We start from the raw sequence: 20124 nt of genomic DNA, 5'->3' as shown, positions 1-20124 counted from the left end.
ACCCCCGTCGGTGCGAACCGGTGGGGGTTTTTCTTTTATTCCCACCGGATGCGGGGCTCACAGGAGGTTCTAATGAAAATGTCAGGTGCGGAAGTCATCATCAAATTGCTGGAGCGGCAAGGTGTGCGGACCATTGCCGGCATCCCGGGCGGGGCGAATCTGCCGCTTTACGACGCCATGGGAAAGAACGACAACATCAAACACATTCTGACCCGGCATGAACAGGGTGCCGGGTTCATCGCCCAGGGGATGGCCCGGGTTTCGGGCAAGCCCGCGGTTTTCTTCGCCACCTCCGGGCCGGGCGCGACGAACACCCTGACCGCCATCGCCGATGCCAAGCTCGACTCCATTCCGATCATCTGCATCACCGGCCAGGTGCCCCTCTCGATGATCGGCACCGACGCCTTCCAGGAGGTGGACACCTACGGCCTGTCCGTGCCCATCACCAAGCACAATTTCCTGGTCCGGTCCGCCGAGGACCTGCTTCAAGTCATCCCGGACGCCTTCCGCATCGCGGCAAGCGGCCGTCCCGGGCCGGTGGTCATTGACGTGCCCAAGGATGTGCAGATGGCTGAAGTGGAGTTTGACGAATGGCCCGAGCCAGGCGTCCCGGATGTCACTCCCGAGCTGTTCCACGGCGAAATCGAGCACGCGGCGACCATGATCAACCGGGCCAAGCGGCCCATCCTCTATCTGGGGGGGGGCGTGATCCAGTCCGATTCCACGCGTCAGGCTGTGGCCATGGCCGAGAAGGGCTCCATTCCCGCGGTCATGACTCTCATGGGGTTGGGCTCCATTCCCACGGGCCACCCCCTCAACCTTGGCATGCTCGGCATGCACGCGGCGCGCTATACCAATCTGGCGCTGGAGGAATGCGACCTGCTCATCGCCGTGGGCGTGCGTTTCGACGACCGGGCCACGGGCAAGGTCTCGGAGTTCTGTCCCCAGGCCAAGATCATCCATATGGACATCGACCCGAGCGAGCTGGACAAAATCAAGACCGCCCACGCCACGGTCCGGGGCGACGTGGCCGATGTGTTCGAGGCGATCCTGCCGCATATCGAGCGCAAGGACCGGGCCGGGTGGAAGAGTCGTGTCGCGGCCCTGAAGATGGCGCACCCCATGCTTGTGCCCGGAGCGGACGATCCGACTTCGGCTTACGGCGTCATTCTCAAGGCCGCCGAACTGACCGGGGACCAGGCCATCGTCTGTACCGACGTGGGCCAGCACCAGATGCGTACCGCTCAAGTTTATCCCTTCACGCAGCCTCGGCACTGGTTGACTTCAGGCGGCTTGGGGACCATGGGCTTCGGCATGCCCGCCGCTCTGGGCGCGGCCCTGGCCGCCCCGGACAATCCGGTCTTGTGCTTTTCCGGCGACGGTTCCCTGATGATGAATATCCAAGATTTGGCCACGGCCGCCGAATACGACATCCCGATCAAGATTATCCTGACCAACAATAACGTGCTGGGGCTGGTCCGTCAGCAGCAGGACCTTTTCTACGGCAAGCGGTATGTGGCGTCTGGCTATTGCAAGTGCGTGGACTTCTTGAAAATTGCCGAAGGCTTTGGGATTAGGGCCTATGACCTGGGCAATTGCGAAGATCCGGAGGCGACTCTGGCCCAGGCCCTGGCCGAGCCCGGTCCGGCGCTCATCCACGTGCCCGTTGGTCCGGACGAGCCCGTCTATCCCATGGTGGCCCCAGGGGCGGCCAATTCCCAAATGATCGGAGGTGAGATTCATGTGTAAACAGACCGTCATCGAGTTGTCCGTGAACAACCACCCCGGCGTCATGTCCCACATTTGCGGCCTGTTCGCGCGCCGGGCCTACAATGTCGAAGGCATCGCCTGCATGCCGGTCAACGGGGGCGGAACCAGCAAGATATGGCTTCTGGTGAACGCGGACGACCGCCTGGACCAGATGATCAAGCAGGTGGACAAGCTGGAGGACGTGCTTATCGTCGAGCGCTACGACAGCGGTCACCCGGTCTTCGCCAAGATGGCCGAGTTCGTTCAATAAATCCCTTTTAAGGGGGCCTCCTTTCTCCATGGGCCGGCGCGCGCCGGCCCTTTTTTGTTCCCCGCGACATTTGGGCTGCGGGCGTCGTTTATCGACCCTAAAGATTCAGGCGGGGCTGCCGATAACGCATACGGTGCATTGCAACCACCGGGAGACGGCATGGCCCTGACCGACATCGAGAAAAGTTTTATCTACGACTACTCGTTGCAGTTGTTGCAGCAGGATATGCTGACCAATCAGTTGTTCGGCTCTTCGACCGTGGGCCGGAACCTGCGCAGCCTGGTCCTAGGGGAACCCGTCCGGGCGGCCACCTTTTCCAATCCCTTCGAAGAGGCTATCAGCGGCCAGTTGCGCGGCGACGCGGCCGCCGTACGCCAGGCCGCGAGCAACGTGGGCGAGGCGGCGGCCATGATGGGCGTGGCCCAGACCGACATGGCGACCATCACGGACGCCCTGAACGACATGGAAGACATGATCGACCGGATCAACTCCAACGAGTTGGACGGCACGAGCTCCGTGGTCCAGAGCGATTTCGACGCCCTGCGGGACAAGATCTCCGGGATCGTCTCCAATTCGGACTTCAACGGCATTGCGTTGCTCGACTCCTCCCAGTGGGGCACGGACCAGATCGACGCCAACGGCAACGTCTACATCCAGTCGAGCAAGAACGGCGGATTCAACATCACCTTCCATTCCGTGGACACGCCGTCCAGCGGCGTGGCCTGGACCGACCTGACCGGCGCGGACCTCGGGGATTCCGGCACCCGGGCCACCCAACTCGGCTACGTTCAGTCCTTGCAAAGCGAGATGTCCGCTATTCAGGACATGTACGAGGGCAAGGCGGACAGCCTCCAGTCCCAGCAAATCAGCCTCGAAAGCCAGGCACAGCTTCTGGACCAGGCCGCCCAGTTGCGCAAGCCTTCGGATCAGGACTATTCCCTGGAACAACTCCTGGCCGACCTCATCATTCGCGATACGGGCACCATACTCGACGGAACGGGTTGAGATTTCGTTGCGTTGGTTACAAAAAGCGTCATTCCGCGAGGGGCTGGCGCTTTTTGCCGTGCCAGCGTCCGCCCCGGGCGTGCTCTCCGGGATTGTCGCCGCCCGGCGAGAGGGTATTGCAACGGTTTCCGCTCAAAACCTGTGAGCTCGTGCCGGGGGAAGGGGGCAAGGTCTTAACGGGGCATCGGCGCGAACACGCCCCAACCTAGATATTCATGCGTATACGTTGCGTAGCGTTTCGGTTCCGAGGTCAGTTTGGGAAGCATGAGGAAGTCGGAGATCGAGTTGGCGAGACATCCCCTGGCGACAGCTTCCGTCGGCGGGAATCGACGCCAGTAGGGCTCGCCGATGAGGATGATTCCTCCGGTGCGCAGGCTCTGCGCCAAAAGCTCGATCGTGCCGGTCACTCCCCCCGGCGATCCAAGTGGTCCCGACGCATGCCGCTACATCGACCTTCTCGGCGGAGACGTTGAATATCCATGGTGAAAATTTTCCTGTGGTCACATGGCTATGCTCGGGTACGGCCGAGCTGAAACTTCATATTGGCTTTGCAACGCGGCATGGATGTTACTAATACATTTAATTTTATAAGATAATCGACGGCAGCTCACTGCCCTTTTGTCTTAACGGCTAACCGGGATGATATCCGAATTGGGTTTCGGGATTTCGGCGGAATGGGTCCAAAAAGAAAAAACCGCTGATCTTTTGATCAGCGGTTTTGATATATGGAGTTGCTGGCCGGGATTGAACCGCCCAGCAAGCGGGCCACTTCCGGGCGGATTCGTTCATGCCTATTTTGTTTTTCCGCCTATCCGGATGGATTCTTCTTCTTGAACATGCCGTAGATCATCACAAAGAACATGGGGATGAATATAAGGTCGATGAACGTGGCGGAAATCATACCGCCGCAGACCGCCGTGCCGATGGCGTTCATGGCTCCGGCGCCGGCTCCCGTGTTGATGGCCAAAGGCAGAACGCCGAAGAAGAAGGCCAGGGAGGTCATGATCACCGGCCGGAACCGGGTTTTGACCGCGCCCAGGGTCGCTTCGATGAGTCCTTCGCCATGTCCCATGCGTTCCTTGATGAACTGGATGATCAAAATGGCGTTCTTTGTCGAAAGGCCCAGCGTGGTCAGGAAGCCGATCTGGAAGTAGACGTCATTATGCAAACCGCGCAACGAGGTGGCCACGATGGCCCCTAACACGCCCAGCGGGAGCATCAGCAGGTTGACGAAAGGAATGGTCCAGCTTTCGTACAGGGCGGCCACGCAGAGGAAAATGACGAAGATGGAGACCGCATAGAGCATGGGGCCTTGGGAAGTGGCCATGCGTTCCTGATAGGACAGTCCCGTCCAGTCGTACCCGATTCCCTCCGGCAGTTTGCGAACGATTTCTTCCATGGCCTGCATGGCCTCGCCGGTGCTGTGGCCGGGCGCGGCCTCGCCCCAGATGTTGATGGACGGGAAGGCGTTATAGCGTTCGAGCTTCGGCGATCCCGTTGCCCACCGGCCAACGGCGAAGGAGGAAAAGGGAACCATTTTGCCCTTGTTGTTGCGGATATAAAGTCTCTCCAGGTCCGTCGGCAACATGCGGTAGGGAGAATCGGCCTGGGTGTAAACCTTCTTGACCCGTCCGGCCTGCACGAAGTCGTTGACGTAGAAACCGCCGAATGCGGCGGACAGGGTCGTGTGAATGGAGGAGATGGGCACGCCCAAGGCTCCCGCCTTTTCCCAATCCACATCGACGTAGTATTGCGGGGAGTCCTCAATGCCGTTGGGGCGGACCCGGGTCAGCCGGGGGTCCTGTGCGGCCATGCCCAGGAGCTGATTGCGTGCCGCTATGAGCTTCTGGTGCCCCAGGCCGCCCATGTCCAGCAGTTCAAAGTCGAATCCCGAAGCCATGCCGAGTTCCACAACTGGGGGCGGCGGAAAGGCGTAGACACTGGCCTCTTTGATCTGGGAAAAGAATCGCATTGCCCTGCCCGCGAGGCTGGGTACCGACAGAGAGGGATTGTCGCGTTCCTCCCAAGGCTTGAGCTTGACGAATCCGAAGGCCATGTTCTGTCCTTGACCTCCGAAGGAGACGCCGGGAACGGGCATGACCGACTTCACCGCGTCCTGCTCATGTTCCATGAAGTATTTTTCGACCGTGTTCATGACCGCTTCGGTCTGCTCCAGGGTGGAACCCGAGGGAAGCGTGGCCTGAATCAACAGGATTCCCTGATCTTCATCGGGAATGTAGGATGTGGACATGTGCGTGAACAGAAAGCCCACCGCCAACACGAGCAAGCCGTAGAATATCAGGTATCGGATCTTTTTGGAGAAGGAATGGTGGACGATTTCAATGTAGAGTCCTCTGATCCTGGTGAAGTTGCGTTCAAACCATCGGAAGAAGGGGCGCATGAAAAAGATCGCGTTGACTGCGGGGCCATGACCTTTCTCCACGGGTTTGAGAAAGGTCGCGCACAGCACCGGAGTGAGGATCAGGGCCACGAGCACCGAAAGGAGCATGGAGGCGATGATGGTGACGGAAAACTGCCGGTAGAGCACGCCTGTGGATCCCTGGAAAAAGGCCATGGGGCCGAAGACCGCCGAAAGCACCAGCCCAATACCGATCAGGGCGCTGGTGATTTCGTCCATGGATTTGGCCGTGGCCTCTCGGGGGGAAAGTCCTTCCTCCGTCATGATCCGCTCCACGTTCTCGACGACGACGATGGCGTCATCCACCAGTAGTCCGATGGCCAGGACCATGGCGAACATGGTCAGCATATTGATGGAGAAACCGAAGATTCCGAGCACGGCGAAGGTCCCCAACAGCACCACCGGCACGGCGATGGTCGGAATCAGAGTGGCCCGGATGCTTCCCATGAAGACGTACATGATGACAAAGACCAGCAGCACGGCCTCGAACAGGGTCTTGATCACTTCGTTAATGGCCACCACGGTGAAGGGCGTGGTGTCGTAGGGATAGACTACCTTCATCCCAGGGGGGAAATACCGGCTCATTTCCGCAAGTTTCGTCTTGATGGCGTCGGCCGTGTCCAGAGCGTTGGCCCCGGCGGCCTGGCGAATGGCCATGCCTGCCGAGGGCGCGCCGTTGAAGTTGGACGAGACGTCGTAGCGCTCTGTTCCCAATTCGGTGCGGGCGACATCCCTGATGCGGATGATAGAACCGTCCTGATTGGTGCGGATGGGGATGGAGGCGAATTCCTCCGGAGTCTGCAATAGATGCTGTACCACTATGGGAGCGTTGATACGCTGCCCTTTTTCGGCCGGGGTCCCGCCCAATTGCCCGGCTGACACCTCGACATTGTACGTCTTCAGGGCTGTGATGACGTCTTCCATGGTCAGGCTGTAGTTGGTGAGGCGGTCCGGGTTGACCCAGACGCGCATGGCGTACTGGGTGCCGAAGCTTTCCACTTCGCCCACTCCGGGCACCCTGGCCAGGACCTTTTCCAGGTTGGATTGGGCATAGTCCCGCAGGTCCTCGCTGTTCATGCTGCCGTCTTCTGAAATGAGGCCGACCACGATGAGGTAGTTCCGGGTGGATTTGCTGACCTTGATGCCGAAACGTTGCACCGAATCGGGCAGGCTGGCCGTCGCCAGTTGCAGTTTGTTCTGCACCTTGGTCCAGGCCAGGTCCGGGTCGGTGCCCGGGGCGAAGGTCAACTCGATCCGCGACTGGCCGGAAGAGGAACTCGTGCCGGTCAGGTAGAGCATGTTGTCCAGGCCGGTCATTTTCTGCTCGATGATCTGGGTGACCGTGTTCTCGACGGTTTCCGCCGAAGCACCGGTGTAAAAGGCTTCGATAGCAATGGAAGGCGGAGCGATGGGCGGGTATTGCGAGATCGGCATCAGGTAGATCATGAGCGCGCCCAGGGTCATCATGATGATGGCAATGACCCAGGCGAAGACAGGGCGATCAAGAAAGAATTTGGACAGCATCATTATTCTCCCGGATTCTGCTGTCGGGGCTGTGCGTCGGCAGACGGGTCTTTCGGCGAATCAAAGGGAGAGGCCGTAACCTCCATACCCGGGTGCAACCGTTGCAGTCCTTCGACTATCACTTGGTCTCCCGGGGCTAGGCCCGAGGTCACGAGCCATTTGTCGCCAATGGCTCGGTCCAGGACCAAGGGCCGTCGTTGGACCTTGCTTCCTTCATCGACGATCATGGCGAAGGGCGCGCCGCGGTGGTCGCGTGACACGCCTTGTTGCGGAACGAGGAGGGCTTGTTTTTCAACGCCTTCCTGTACCACCGCCTTGACGAACATGCCGGGCAGCAGCGTTTTGTCCGGGTTGGGGAAAATCGCCCGCAGGGTTACCGTGCCGGTGGTCTGATCCACCGTGACGTCGCTGAACTGCAATCTTCCTTCATGGGGATAAAGGGTGCCGTCTTCCAAGATAAGTTGGACCGGGGGTTGCTGCGAATTCGATTTCAATTGCCCCTTGCCGACATTGTTCCGGATACGCAGCAGCTCCGTGGTGGACTGGGGGACGTCCACATAAATGGGATCGAGTTGTTGGATGGAGGTCAGGGCGGTATTTTGATAGGCCGTGACAATGGCTCCGTCCGTGACGGAAGACTTGCCGATGCGGCCGGGAATGGGGGCGGTGATTTTGGTGTATCCCAAGTTGATGCGGGCGATTTCCAGGGATGCCTGTAACGACCTGATCCTGGCGTTGAGTTCATTCAGGGCGGAGGCGGCATCATCGTAATCCTGCTGGCTTACGGTTTTGGCCTTCAAAAGTTTTTCGTAGCGTTCTGCCTTGGAGCCTACGGACTGGAGTTGGGCCTGTGCCTGCTTGAGCCCCGCAAGCGCGTTGTTGTACTCTGCCTGGAAGGGGGCGGGGTCGATCAGATAGAGGACCTCTCCTTCCTTGACATCGGAACCTTCCGTGAACAGGCGCCGCTGAATCAGCCCGCTGAGGCGCGGGCGAATCTCCGCTATGCGAAAGGGAGTGGTGCGTCCGGAAAGCTCCATGGTCAGCGTGACTTCCTGCCTGTGCATTGTGACCGTGCTGACTTGGCGACGAGTTGATGCTGGCATTGTCGTATTCGCATCGCCGTTGCATCCAAAGAGCAAGAAACCGGCCAGCAATAGGGTTGAGAGTGGTTTGAACCGAGCCATATTGTTCATTATGCCGTATAGGGCCATTTTGCTTCCTTCCTGTAATAACGAACAGAGTCAAATGACATTCTACGTAACCGTAGTTTTGGCTGCGTGGTTGAATTTTGTACTTCGTTCCGGATTTGACGGTGATATCTTCTGATGGTCCGCAATTGTCAGAGTGGTCCAGTCCCGGGACAGGTTTCGTCCAAAGCTGTTTTTAGCCAAGCGATAGTTGCCAAAGACGTCTTACCGTTTACTCCTGTCGGGCCTGGCCTGCATTGGCTTAATTGGCTTTCTGACGAGACCGAATGCCAATTAAGCGACGTTGAGATTTTTATTTCTGCAATATGTATAGCTGCTATACGCATCTGTCAAGGAAACATCTTAATCTTGGTTGAAGACGATACAAAATAATTATAATGACATAAAATAATTACTTTTTATCTGTTTTACACGAGTGGCCAATGTAAACTCCTACTGAGAACAGCGGAGCTGTGATCAGGAACTGCTCGAGTGGGCGTCTGCCCATTGTGGGCCTTGCCCGCACCCGGCGGGGATAGGAATTAGGCCTAAAAATTGGGTCACAGTTTAAGGTGGACGTAAAAAGTCTGAAGGAGGGGGTCGATGTTTAATAACAGGAAAAAAATTTACTTCGTAATTCGAGTTCGATGTAGCCCGCGACGCCCTGACTGGCGAGCGCTTACTTTCCAACAAGAGCTGCCGCCCTGAAGGTGGACAACGGGACCGGAAAGGAAGATTTTTGAAAGTAGGGTAGAGGGGCGGAAAGAAGGTGTGGCTGATGTCCGTCGGGACCTCGGCATAAAGTACAAAAAAAGGAAATCGCCTCTCATTCGAGAGGCGATTTTTCCTATATGGAGCTGCTGGGCGGGATTGAACCGCCTACCGCGTCCTTACCCAAGGCGCGTTCTGACGATTGAAGCACAGCGGCGTTCCGGCTGTTTTTGATGAAATGACGGGTCGAGGCCTGGTCGGTTCGCCGGAGGGCTTTCATCATTTGGTCGGGGTAAAATCGGAACAGCCAAGGCGAAAGCCAACAACAATCGAGGTAAGTCGTTTGGTTGTGAGATGCATTTCGAAAGATCTGCATGGAGGGGGCAGGGTTATATTATAACAGTAATTGCTATTTAATTTGGGTATGTATATCCCAGAATCATTCCCAAGGGAGGGCGCATGAAGATAAGAGCCAAGTTCATTTTTTCGATCATTCTTCCAGTCGTTATTTCGGTGACAGTCATTTCTGTAATGGTTGCGATGCAAATCCGTGGGACCGTTTTGGAATCATTCAAAACATCCTCCCGGGGACAACTTCTGGTGATTGACGGTTTTGTCAATCAGTTGCTTAAGAGTCCTGCCGATATCACGAGGTATGTGGCTTCGATGCCGGCAGTCAAAAACGGACTGGGCGACTGGACGCGATTTTTCACATTGCCCGAGGGCAAGTATTTTGCCCTGCGGGATAATATGGGCATCATGGAGAGGGAAGCTTTCAATGCGTTCGACAGGCTCATGCGCAGTCACTCCGAATTTGCATACGTGTACGCTGGATTGAAGGATGGTGGGTACGCGGCCGCCCCCAATGAGGAGATCAGCAGTTCGTATGATCCGAGGAAGCGGCCATGGTATGAACAGGGAGTTGCTTCGAAAACGGATACGACGTTGCTGAAGGCGTACATCACGACGCTGGGGGTTCCCAACATCGGGATGGTGACCAAGATTAAGGACGATCAGGGTCAACTGTTAGGTGTCGCCGCAGTCGATATCTCCCTTGGGAAATTGAGTGAGATTGCGGCTAGCATCAAGATCGGGAAGACGGGCTATATCATGATCGTCCAAGACGACGGGACAATTTTGGCCGACCCGCGGGACAAAGAGCGGGTGTTCAAGAAAATGGGTGAACTTTCCGAGGCCTACGTAAAGTTGAATTCAACCTCGGAACTATTCGTGGAAGGACTTGATATAGACGGCGTGGACATGCTCGGCAGCGTCTATGTGTCCCCGGAGACCGGCTGGAAGTACATAGCCCTCATCCAGAATGATGAAATCGTTGCCTCTTCGACCGCAGCCATACGGAATACGGTCATCATCGGCGTCGTGATAGCCATCCTTTTTGGGTTGGTTGGGTGGAAGCTCGCCAACTCCATGGCCGCTCCCATCGTTCGATGCGGCGATGTCACCCGCATGGTCGCTCAGGGAGATCTGACGAATTCCATTGAGGCCAAGGGCAAGGACGAAGTGGCGCAGTTGGGGCAGGATCTGCAGAACATGGGAACCAAACTCCGGGAAATCGTCGGCGAAGTGCGCCAAGCCGTGGACAGTGTGGCCACGGGGGCCTCGGAGTTGTCCTCCACGGCCGAGAGCCTGGCCCAGGGCGCCACGGAGCAGGCGTCCAGTGTCGAGGAAGTCGCTTCCTCTATGGAGGAGATGCTTTCCAATATTAGTCAGAATGCAGAGAGTACAAAAGAAACCGAGCAGATAGCTCTTCGTTCTGCCGATGACGCCACGAGTGGCGGGAAGTCCGTAGCCCAGACTGTAAAGGCGATGAAAGAAATTGCGGATAAAATATCCATAGTGGAGGAAATAGCCCGTCAGACGAATTTGTTGGCATTGAATGCGGCCATTGAAGCCGCGCGCGCGGGGGAACACGGCAAGGGGTTCGCGGTCGTGGCGGCAGAGGTGCGAAAGCTGGCCGAACGATCGGGAATGGCGGCCGCCGAGATCAGCGAATTGTCTATTTCAAGCCTGAAGGTGGCTGAAGAGGCTGGTTCGATGCTGGAGAAAATGGTTCCTGACATCAAGCATACCGCCAATCTGATCCAGAAGATCACAATCGCCAACAACGAACAGCAGGCCGGGGCCGAGGGAATCAACAACGCAATCCACCAGTTGGATCAGGTCACTCAGCAGATAGCCGCAGCCTCGGAGGAAATGTCTTCGACGGCATCGGAACTTTCCGGCCAGGCCAATCTTCTGAAGGGAACGGTGGCGTTCTTCAAGCTTGGCGGTGCGGGGCAGACCGAGTATGCCCGGGCCGCCTTGCCCGCATCCGATTCGGAGCCCGAGGACGATGCGTTCGACAGGTATTAGGAAGACTAGTTCCGAAACAAAAATATAGCTGCCCCGTCCGTAAAAAAGGAACCGCCCTTCGAAGAGAAGGGCGGTTTTCTTTATCTCTGTGGAGCTGCTGGACGGGATTGGACCGTCTACCTCATTCTTACCAATGAAGCGCTCTACCGATCGAGTTATAGCGACGTTCCGGCGTATTTTCAGATCAAATAACAGGCGTATTTTTGTCGGCGATCCGTAACGCTTCAAGGAAGCAACTTGTCACATCATCGTCCGGTTACTTGGGTGATGCGAAAAATTAACATGCCACCTGTAGAATCTCCTGGACTATGTCCGGTGGTAGGAGTTCAAATAGACTATGTCTAGCACAACACAATAAAGAGGTCGTGAATATGTCCATTAAAACCAAGACCATTTCTGCCTTTATCATTGTTCTGCTGGTGTTGGGGGCGGCGCTGTTCTCTATTGTCGCAGCCAATACATACCAAGCCTCTATGGAGGCCAACAACGCTCTCCTGACGAAGCAGTTGGGGCTCGTGGATACCATCATCAGTCAATTCCTTGATGAAACCAGGATGAACATTACGGCGTTGGCTTCGGATTCCGTGGTTCTCAAAGCGGACCAAGTGACCACTACCTTCATGCGCACCTCGGCGCGGACCAAGGGAGCACCCAATCCCGACGATGCCGTGGGGCTTGCCATGGTCACGCCCTTCCAGCGGCTTCAAAAGACTCACCCCAGCTATGTGGAAATATATATGGGCAACGAGGCGGGCTGCTTCATCTCCTCTTTGACCGAAAGCACCGTACCGCCGGGTTACGATCCGCGTAAGCGCCCATGGTATCGGACGGCCGTGGCCGCAGGCGAAAAACCGTCCATGTCCAAGGCCTATATGTCCACCACCGGAGACGCCGTGGCCGGTATTATGCAGCCTGTCATCGTCAATGGTAAGGTAATCGCGGTGGTAGGGTTGGATATTTCGCTCAAGAAACTCTCTGATTTGGTCAAAAGCCTCAAGCTCGGCAGGACCGGATATGTCATGCTTATCCAGGATGACGGCGTGATTTTGGCCGACCCCTCGGACAACGAGCATAACTTCAAGAAAGTCGGTGAACTGGGTAAGAGTTATGAAACCCTCTTCAACCTGAACCAGGGGACTACGGAAGTGACCATTGGGGGGAAAGCGGTGCAGGCTGTTGTCCACACGTCCCCACAGACTGGGTGGAAAATCGTCGGCTTGATTCAGCAATCCGAAATCATGGCCCCCGTGTATAAGACCATTTGGCAGTTCTCCCTGACCATCGTCATCTGTCTCATAGCGGCTATCGCCATCATTTGGGTTTTCACCAACCGAGTCGTGGTGAATCCTCTGAGCACGGTGGTCAGGTTCTTGGGACATGTCGCGGAGGGCGACTATACGCGCTATGTGGATGAGGACCGCGCGGACGAGATAGGGGCCATCCAGTCCGCCCTCAACACCATGACCTCCCGGCTCACAGAGGTTATCTCCCAGGTCTTGGACGGAAGTGAACAGGTGGCATCGGGCAGCGAACTGCTCTCCAGCACCTCCCAGACCCTGTCGCAGGGCGCCACGGAGCAAGCGGCCTCTCTGGAAGAAGTCTCTTCGTCCATGGAGGCGATGGCCTCCAATATCCACGGCAATGCGACAAACGCCAACAAGACGAAGTCCATAGCCCAAAAGGCCTCCCAGGACGCCGAACATGGTGGCCGCGCCGTGGGCGAAACCGTCAAGGCCATGCGCCAGATCGCGGATAAGATCTCTATAATCGAGGAAATTGCCCGCCAGACCAATCTGTTGGCCTTGAATGCGGCCATTGAAGCGGCCCGGGCCGGTGAACACGGCAAGGGGTTCGCTGTAGTGGCCTCGGAAGTGCGCAAGCTGGCTGAACGCTCTGGACAGGCCGCAGCCGAGATTAGTGCGCTCTCTTCCTCCAGCGTCAAGGTAGCCGAGGAGGCCGGCAGCATGCTCGAACAGATCGTGCCGAACATCCAGGAGACCGCCGAGTTGATTCAGGAGATCTCCGAGGCCAGTGACGAACAGAACGCCGGAGCCATGCAGATCAACCAGGCCCTGCAGCAGTTGGACAACGTGGTGCAGCAAAACGCCGCGGCATCCGAAGAGATGGCCGCCACATCTTCGGACTTGGCCAGACAGGCCCAGATGCTCCAGCAAATCATCGCCTACTTCAAGGTGGACCTGGACAGGCACGCCGGAAGGGGGAAGGAAGGGTTCCTCCCTGGCAAGAGCGGTCGGCAAGAACGCAAGTCCCTGCCTGCATCGCAAACCGGGACAAAGGGCGCGGCCCCGGGGCTCGAAGGTCAGGAGCTGGAACAATTCTGACAAAAATAATTACTGGTTGACGTTTGTACCACATGCCCAACCGGAATATTATCCATTTGCCAAGGAAGAAAAGCCGGAGGGTAAACCCCTTCGGCTTTTCCGTGTCGGAGCACTGACAAGTGCGGGAGTGTCAGGGGAGGGAGGAGTGTAAAGCCCCCCCTGGGGCCAGCTAGTAGAAGAGACTTTCCGCCGATTTTGAGTGAGGGGCCAGAGGGCAGGGGGAGAGTCGGAAAGAATGTGTGGCCGGTGTCCATTGGGTCCTTGGCATATCTTACCAAGGATGCGCTCTACCTATTGAGCTACAGCAGCGTTCCGGCTGTTTTCGATGAAATGGCGGGTCGACTCTTGGTCGGCCCGCCGGGGTCTTTCATCGTTTGGTCGGGATGAGAGGATTTGAACCTCCGACCCCTTGAACCCCATGACCGAAATAGAGTCTGTATATGCTGAAATTATTTAGTAAATTTTTATGAGGATAACATATTTGGGCTAAAAAGGGGATTTTGTGCTGTCGGAGGTTATCCTCGTTACAGTTCATGCTTAAACGGCATTGAAAAATATGGATTACCTTGGAAGATGGAATTGTGATTCCATTCGCCCTCCATCTGCAGAAGGTATAAGCTTTCTTTCTACTGGTTGGCAGAGTTCTTCGCCTGTATATCGATATGCACTAGCGACATGCCGAAGCGAGTACTGAGGCGCTGGAAATGGGACATGGGAGTTCAAGTTCCAAAAAGTATCCTTGATCTCGACTCTGTCGTAGCCGATGGCCACTGAACGAGTAAAATGAACCCCGCTTGTTTTCTTCCCAAAAATGGATTTTTTTTTGAGAAAAGGGATAAGTCTACGTCCGAGAATCAAACTGAGGGCCCTTAATATTACATGTTTCAAGGGGGTGACGGTTTGCCAGGTCTGACTGGTCATTTCTCCTGTAATAGTTATGGCAATACCATTATCATTCACTTCTGATGCAATAGTGTAATCCCCATTTTGCCAGTGAGACACGGCAACATGGGTACCCAATTTGATTCGCCAACCAAAATCCGCTAAATTGGGACCACTTTTCCCATGGATCAATGTAATACCACCCTTTGCGGCTGCAACGTATACACTGGTCTTTGCATGTTCAATGAACAGATTACTATCAGAGTAGTATTTTCGGAATCCCGTGTCGCATGGTAGGGCCTCAGGATCAGTGAGCTTATCCAAATAGGGAATCGCTCTAAAATGTGATTGTCCGATGTAATGGCATAAGTACCTATCATCAGTTGCGTGGAGAAAATGTGAAGGTGAGTCAATTCCTTTATAAAGGCGATGGATCACTGCCGCAGCCGTTCTATTTGTTTCACCTAAACGAATTAGTCCGTATGGAACGATGTAATCGGTATTTCGTGAATTTGTCATTACAGGTAAAGATCCTCCCACTGAAATAAAGGAGGCGATGTACTCTGTAGCTTTATTCATGGCGTCCATGGCTCGCTTGTCGCCAGTCAGTTCATAATAATCCCACAGGCAGTCGATGGTGACACTTAGATATCCTAAATCGGGGCCGCCATATTCTTCAAACCATCCTTCCTTTGACTGCTTCGCGAATAAATTCCCAATTCGCGCTTCAAGCGTATTTGCGTCAACTTTGACTCCAGGTACTCGTGAAGCTAGTGCTAACCCTACCAAGCTGGCCATCTCCTGATTGGAAGCATCGGTTTCAGGGTGGGAAAGTAGCCAGTCACAACATTGTTGCATAGCTTTTTTTATCTTGATGTTGGGTTCGCAAAAGTCGCGGTTGCGCAACAATATGCCAATTGTCCAAAGGCTGAAGGCGGCAGGCGGAAAGCCTGATTCGAAGGGGTAGTACTCTTCAAAACCTCCACCACGTAATTGACGATTAGCCCAGAAGGTCAGTCCGCCATCAATCCATGTTTCCAACTGAGTTATCCTGTCTGGGCGCCCACTAAAAGGATTGCCTTCAAAAGAAACGTCCTTTAGCGCCTCAAGAATCAGAGCACCTTGCTGAAGAATAATGGATGAAAAGTCCCTCATTTTATAGTGCCAAAAATCACGATCAAAGCTGCCGAAAAGAGGGGCATCTGAGTCTCGTTCAAGCTGAGTCAACACTCTGGGGATCAACCTAGCCATTGTTGCGTTGTATGAAATACAAAGAGATGTCTTGGATGAACTCATGTCCTTTTTTTCCCCGTATTGTACTTGTAAAAGAAAGGAATACCAATCATTCCAGGTATAACAACTCGTAATAAAGAGAGCATGCCGATTCCAAGTAAGACTTCGAGTTCGATAAATGAACCAAAATACCATAGTAATGCGACATCTCGCGAGCCAATGCCGCCGATAGTCAGAGGCAAGGCTCCCGCCAATAGCGCCAATGACGAGCCAGCATAAACTGAATCGACAGGAATGGAGACTCCCAGCATCTCAAACATAAGAACAAACTGGAATATTTGAACTAGCCAAAGTACAATGGAACTGACCAAAAAGACGCTCCCTTTAAGCAAGTCGATCTTCATCTCGCTAAAGGATTGAAGATTCAAAGTAGGAAGCTTCTTTATTAACAAAAAGCTGACCAACCTTCCCAGATTTTTCTTGTAATATAAAATGAATACCAAGAATAATAAAGTAAGCGTTGTTGCCCCCAGCACCAGTCCTTTTGCAGAAATGATAAATGATAGCGACAAAGGGTGTTCAATAAGGAGGGCGACTTCTAGAATGATGAGAATGGCAGTGATATCAAGGATTTTTTCGAAGACTACAAGAAATACACTTAGAGGGCGATCGTCAGTCTCCAGCCAAAAACTGCGGAAAAATTCTCCCAGCTTGCCTGGTATGATGAGATTGGCGCTATAACTACCCAGGACATGTCCAAAGGCGGTGCTTGGTGAGATTCTCACACCGGCCAAACTCCTAGCCAACCACCACCAGCGCGCAGAGGCAAGAATCAATTGCGGAACCATGAGCAAAAGAAAGTAGCCAATGTACTTTGGTTTCGTTTGGCCAATCAATTTTACGAGACTGTCAATATCCAATCGGTTGTAAACGACAAAAATTAGTGCCGATGAAACGGCGATTGAGATTAGTTTCTTGAAGTTACTAGACACAGTCACTTTTGTAAGGCTCCAAGTTCTGAATATCCACGCCTATCTTCCAGCGTCTACGAAGACGTGAAAAACATGACAGGAGTTTAAAAGGAACCAACTGCTTAGGTATTACTTGATTAAACATTTTCGTGGTGAGTCTTAAAAACAGTCCATCACCGTACTTCTTGTGGATAAGATTATGAAAATGCATGCGTAATAAGTCCTGTTCGGTCATTGAATACAGAGCCACTTCATGATCATAAGATGCTTGTTCCATAGCCTCTTTCCCAAGCGCTGACCTCGCCATCAACAAGGTCATTCGAGGATGACTTTTAAGCCAAGCATCACCGGCTACCAAGTCCGCCCCTTCTCCCATGTATTTGGTACACCTTAGGCATCCAGGCCGGACGAACTGAAGGTTGAGTAGTTCGTAGCTTTCCTTGCCATAAGTAAATTTTTGCCCATCTCGAGTAATGAGCTGAAAGCCCCCTGGATAAGGTCCTCCACGATAGTTGATGGCAGTTACTTCTTCAGGGCGAACATTTAATTTTCTGAGCATGAAAAGTGTTGCTTCGTGGCTCATATTATATCCACAGAAAAAACTGAAGATGTACTTAATGTTATTTTGTTGTGCTTGTAACCTTCTGAGCAAGGGGACCATACAGGGCTGACAAACAATGGCACATCGTTCAGAATCTATTGCATCCACAGCCTTGCGTAGTGGTATCGCAGAAAGGTACGAATAGATCGAGCCTCCCATGGAAAAGATATCATCGGTTGTCGTTTGTTTCAGGTAGCGAGGAGTGATTGGGTCATCTTCATGAAAACCAGCAGAGATAACGGCGTCCACGCGTTTGGTCCTCAAAAGATGGGCAAGAATGGTACGCATCGCACCACCGGACGCACCAGTGGCGCGATAGGCTTCGTTTATAGCATGACCGACAGCGAGGGATTTATATCCTCCCAATAACACTGTCGGATCGTAATTCCGTAATTTGATATCTTTCCTTTTGGGAGCAGTGCTCCTCGGAAGGCGTTTAGTCATGCCTGTGACCCATGTCATGAGACAAAAGCCGTGTTCGTATATCCTCCAGCAGCCGCCTGTTAACAGAAAGGAGATCTCCCAAAATTCCAATGGCAAGAGAGAAGAAGGAGCCTATTATAAAAGTGAGTCCTAGAATCAGGCTTGGCACACGGGCGTGGCTGGGATCATTGAAAAATAAAAACAGCCAGCGGATATTGAGCATTAAGCCAACAGCAAAAAGAAACATGCCAATAATAGCAAAAAATTTAAGCGGTTTGTATGTTATGGAAATCCTAATTATCGTCAAAATCGATCGATATATGTATGAAGGAATCGAGTGCACTAGCCGAGATGGACGTAAGTCTTTGTTTACCCTCACAGGTACGGAAACAACTTTCATTCGTTTCATTCCCGCTTGGATAATCGTCTCTAGAGTGTAGGTGTATTCACTGAAAACGTTAAGTTGGAGAGCTGCGCTTCGGCTTATAGCTCTAAATCCGCTAGGAGCGTCGCCAACGTTTGTGTTGCTAGCCAATCGTACAACGGCTGAGCCGATTTTCTGGAAAATCTTTTTGAGTGGCGAAAAATGTTCAATCGAGTGGATTGGGCGTGTGCCTATGACGATCTCGGCTTCATCGTCGAGGATAGGGCGTACCAAATCGGGTATGCAAGATGCATCGTATTGATCATCTGCATCGGTATTTATGATAACATCAGCTCCTAGTGACAAGCTGGCTGTTATTCCGGTCATGAAGGCCCTGGCGAGTCCTAAATTTTGAGGATGAGAGATAATATGGTCAACCCCATTTGCCTTTGCAACGTTGACAGTATCATCAGTACTGCCGTCGTCGATAACTAACCATTCAACACAATCGAAGCCTGGAACTTCTTTTGGGAGTTTTGAAAGAGCAAGATCAAGTGTTCCAGCCTCATTCAAACATGGAATCTGTATAATGAGTTTCATATATAGCCCTCAAAATGAGTTGAATCGTGGTATGCGTAGAGTGCGATATTACCATCAGAATTGCTTTTAATAAGAGACATTCTTGCTTTGTTGTTTAGAGTGTTCTGCGTGGCAATCGAACTCACTGTTTTTGATGTATTGCTATGCAATATTAAGTAATCAGCATCTGTTCTCTTGCCTAAAATATAATTATAAAATACAGTATGATAAAATAAGTACACAGCAGGGGGAAGATCAAAAAAACGGCTTAAATAGGAAAATCTTTTTATAAAAGAGTAAGCAGCAAACACAGCAAAAATCGGAAATAGAACAAAATATAAACTTAAGAATATGTCTGCCCCCAGACGATGGGATGGAATACATAGTCCAATGGGGCCACGATCAAAGTATTTGCCAAATTAGGAGCTAACGAAAAATTTAAGTGTATATTTTTGACAGTCGTGAGCTTGGCAGAGGATAACAGTCGTTAATGCCAAGTAGGCTGTATAGAGGAACAGGTCCATGTTGACTTGCTGTGTAATCTAAATCTATAGTGGAAAGATAAACAACAAAAGAATAAAAGAAACGTTTTTTTATTTTGCTTGTTGACTAAATAATTCATCAGTTATCCTTAGGGAGATAGCAATTATTTCTTCACGGTTTAAAAAAACAATATCTATCTTTTGTTCAAAAGGCTATTTAATCGGTTCCATGCTAACCAATGCTTGTTTCCAGCTTAATGTACTTATTTGGCATATGTTAACAACTTAAGGCGGGCGGCTTTGTCGACTATCAAAAATGATGTAGACATTATTACACTTTCGAATATATGTATTCCAAAAATTTCTAGAAGTATTTATCCTAATAGAACTACACATGCAAGCGCCGAATCTGGGTGATTTTCTCGTTCATCTGTTTGACCACAGGCGGTCAAATACGGTGGAGGCATCCAGCAGGCTTTTCATGACGGCGCTGATGTAACCGGCGTTCATGGCCGTCGCCACAGCCGCAATCTTGGCCTTCGTCTTCTTGAGACGTTCCCAGAGCGGGAAGAGCGTTTCTACAGCTTTGGTAATCCCCCCCGAAAACTAGTTGTTCTGAAAAGTAGAATTTTCCACTAACCAGATCGGAGGAGATTCTACATGAAAAAATCACGGTACAGCGACGCGCAGATTCTGAATATTTTGAAGCAAGCCGAGAGCGGAATTCCGGTAGCTCAACTCTGCCGAGAACACGGCATGAGTAGCGCCACGTTTTACAAGTGGCGTTCCAAGTACGGCGGCATGGACGCCTCGTTGATTGCACGCATGAAGGAACTAGAGAAAGAAAACCAACTCCTCAAACGCATGTATGCCGAAGAAAAGATGAAGGCCGAAGTCGTTGCCGAGGCGCTTGCAAAAACTGGTAAGGCCATCTCGTCGTCGCGAGATGACCAAGAAAGCCGTGCAACGCACCGTCCTGAACATCCGACCGGCATGCGAGGCATTCAA

Annotated in this window: 11 protein-coding genes and 2 pseudogenes; 6 read left to right on the top strand and 7 right to left on the bottom strand. The window is 52.9% G+C overall.

Features of this window, described 5'->3' with window-relative positions:
• Positions 1-72: 72 nt before the first annotated feature.
• The 3 genes from ilvB (at position 73) to J0909_RS08610 (ending at position 3025) form a co-directional block, all read left to right on the top strand.
• Entirely contained in the window at positions 73-1749 is a 1677-nt protein-coding gene (ilvB, locus tag J0909_RS08620; protein ID WP_207262090.1) for an acetolactate synthase large subunit, read from the top strand.
• Positions 1742-2020, top strand: coding sequence for an acetolactate synthase small subunit (ilvN, locus tag J0909_RS08615; RefSeq protein ID WP_207262089.1), 279 nt, complete (start codon positions 1742-1744; stop codon positions 2018-2020). The genes ilvB and ilvN overlap by 8 nt, the downstream gene beginning before the upstream one ends.
• Positions 2021-2179: 159 nt before the next feature.
• Complete coding sequence (locus J0909_RS08610; protein ID WP_207262088.1) at positions 2180-3025, top strand: flagellin; 846 nt, start codon at positions 2180-2182, stop codon at positions 3023-3025.
• Between the two features lie 173 nt (positions 3026-3198).
• Here the strand turns inward: J0909_RS08610 and J0909_RS08605 are convergent.
• The 3 genes and pseudogenes from J0909_RS08605 to J0909_RS08595 form a co-directional block, all read right to left on the bottom strand.
• A pseudogene (locus tag J0909_RS08605) lies at positions 3199-3493 on the bottom strand (SAM-dependent methyltransferase); the annotation flags it as partial.
• Positions 3494-3833: 340 nt separating this feature from the next.
• Positions 3834-6968, bottom strand: a complete 3135-nt coding sequence (locus J0909_RS08600) for an efflux RND transporter permease subunit (RefSeq protein ID WP_502757439.1) — start codon at positions 6966-6968, stop codon at positions 3834-3836.
• A 2-nt stretch (positions 6969-6970) separates the two neighbouring features.
• Positions 6971-8179, bottom strand: coding sequence for an efflux RND transporter periplasmic adaptor subunit (locus J0909_RS08595; RefSeq protein ID WP_286181912.1), 1209 nt, complete (start codon positions 8177-8179; stop codon positions 6971-6973).
• Positions 8180-9325: 1146 nt separating this feature from the next.
• Between J0909_RS08595 and J0909_RS18385 the strand changes: the two genes are divergently transcribed.
• Together J0909_RS18385 and J0909_RS08585 are read left to right on the top strand one after the other, a co-directional pair.
• On the top strand, positions 9326-11239 hold the full coding sequence (locus J0909_RS18385; RefSeq protein WP_286181911.1) for a methyl-accepting chemotaxis protein: 1914 nt from the start codon (positions 9326-9328) through the stop codon (positions 11237-11239).
• Between the two features lie 371 nt (positions 11240-11610).
• Entirely contained in the window at positions 11611-13581 is a 1971-nt protein-coding gene (locus tag J0909_RS08585) for a methyl-accepting chemotaxis protein (RefSeq protein WP_207262087.1), read from the top strand.
• A gap of 561 nt (positions 13582-14142) precedes the next feature.
• On the opposite strand, the gene J0909_RS08580 is transcribed toward J0909_RS08585, so the two are convergent.
• Genes J0909_RS08580 through J0909_RS08565 form a run of 4 tightly spaced genes read right to left on the bottom strand, consistent with a single transcriptional unit; the run spans position 14143 to position 18655 of the window.
• Positions 14143-15759 carry a hypothetical protein gene (locus tag J0909_RS08580; protein ID WP_207262086.1) on the bottom strand — a complete coding sequence of 539 codons (1617 nt, stop codon included), beginning with the start codon at positions 15757-15759 and terminating at the stop codon, positions 14143-14145.
• Complete coding sequence (locus J0909_RS08575; protein ID WP_207262085.1) at positions 15756-16688, bottom strand: lysylphosphatidylglycerol synthase transmembrane domain-containing protein; 933 nt, start codon at positions 16686-16688, stop codon at positions 15756-15758. The genes J0909_RS08580 and J0909_RS08575 overlap by 4 nt, the downstream gene beginning before the upstream one ends.
• Positions 16681-17712 (bottom strand): Coenzyme F420 hydrogenase/dehydrogenase, beta subunit C-terminal domain, encoded by a 1032-nt coding sequence (locus J0909_RS08570; protein ID WP_207262083.1) that lies wholly within the window; start codon positions 17710-17712, stop codon positions 16681-16683. The genes J0909_RS08575 and J0909_RS08570 overlap by 8 nt, the downstream gene beginning before the upstream one ends.
• Positions 17705-18655: a glycosyltransferase family 2 protein gene (locus tag J0909_RS08565; RefSeq protein ID WP_207262082.1), complete on the bottom strand. Its 951-nt coding sequence runs from the start codon at positions 18653-18655 to the stop codon at positions 17705-17707. Before J0909_RS08565 ends, J0909_RS08570 begins: the two co-directional genes overlap by 8 nt.
• 1121 nt (positions 18656-19776) lie before the next feature.
• Here J0909_RS08565 and tnpA point away from each other — a divergent pair.
• Positions 19777-20124 (top strand): annotated as a pseudogene (gene tnpA, locus J0909_RS08560) (IS66 family insertion sequence element accessory protein TnpA); the annotation flags it as partial.

The sequence above is a fragment of the Desulfovibrio sp. Huiquan2017 genome (assembly GCF_017351175.1).
Lineage (GTDB): Bacteria > Desulfobacterota > Desulfovibrionia > Desulfovibrionales > Desulfovibrionaceae > Pseudodesulfovibrio.
Note: the sequence above shows the minus strand (reverse complement) of the source record. Positions and strands in the feature narration are given on the sequence as shown.

What these genes read in the sequence shown, in the direction of transcription:
- J0909_RS08600 (WP_502757439.1), bottom strand. Translation starts at nt 6,968, where the DNA reads ATGCTGTCCAAATTCTTTCTTGATCGCCCTGTCTTCGCCTGGGTCATT.
- J0909_RS08565 (WP_207262082.1), bottom strand. Translation starts at nt 18,655, where the DNA reads ATGAAACTCATTATACAGATTCCATGTTTGAATGAGGCTGGAACACTT.
- ilvN (WP_207262089.1), top strand. Translation starts at nt 1,742, where the DNA reads ATGTGTAAACAGACCGTCATCGAGTTGTCCGTGAACAACCACCCCGGC.
- J0909_RS08595 (WP_286181912.1), bottom strand. Translation starts at nt 8,179, where the DNA reads ATGGCCCTATACGGCATAATGAACAATATGGCTCGGTTCAAACCACTC.
- J0909_RS08580 (WP_207262086.1), bottom strand. Translation starts at nt 15,759, where the DNA reads ATGAGTTCATCCAAGACATCTCTTTGTATTTCATACAACGCAACAATG.
- J0909_RS08570 (WP_207262083.1), bottom strand. Translation starts at nt 17,712, where the DNA reads ATGACTAAACGCCTTCCGAGGAGCACTGCTCCCAAAAGGAAAGATATC.
- J0909_RS08585 (WP_207262087.1), top strand. Translation starts at nt 11,611, where the DNA reads ATGTCCATTAAAACCAAGACCATTTCTGCCTTTATCATTGTTCTGCTG.
- ilvB (WP_207262090.1), top strand. Translation starts at nt 73, where the DNA reads ATGAAAATGTCAGGTGCGGAAGTCATCATCAAATTGCTGGAGCGGCAA.
- J0909_RS08610 (WP_207262088.1), top strand. Translation starts at nt 2,180, where the DNA reads ATGGCCCTGACCGACATCGAGAAAAGTTTTATCTACGACTACTCGTTG.
- J0909_RS18385 (WP_286181911.1), top strand. Translation starts at nt 9,326, where the DNA reads ATGAAGATAAGAGCCAAGTTCATTTTTTCGATCATTCTTCCAGTCGTT.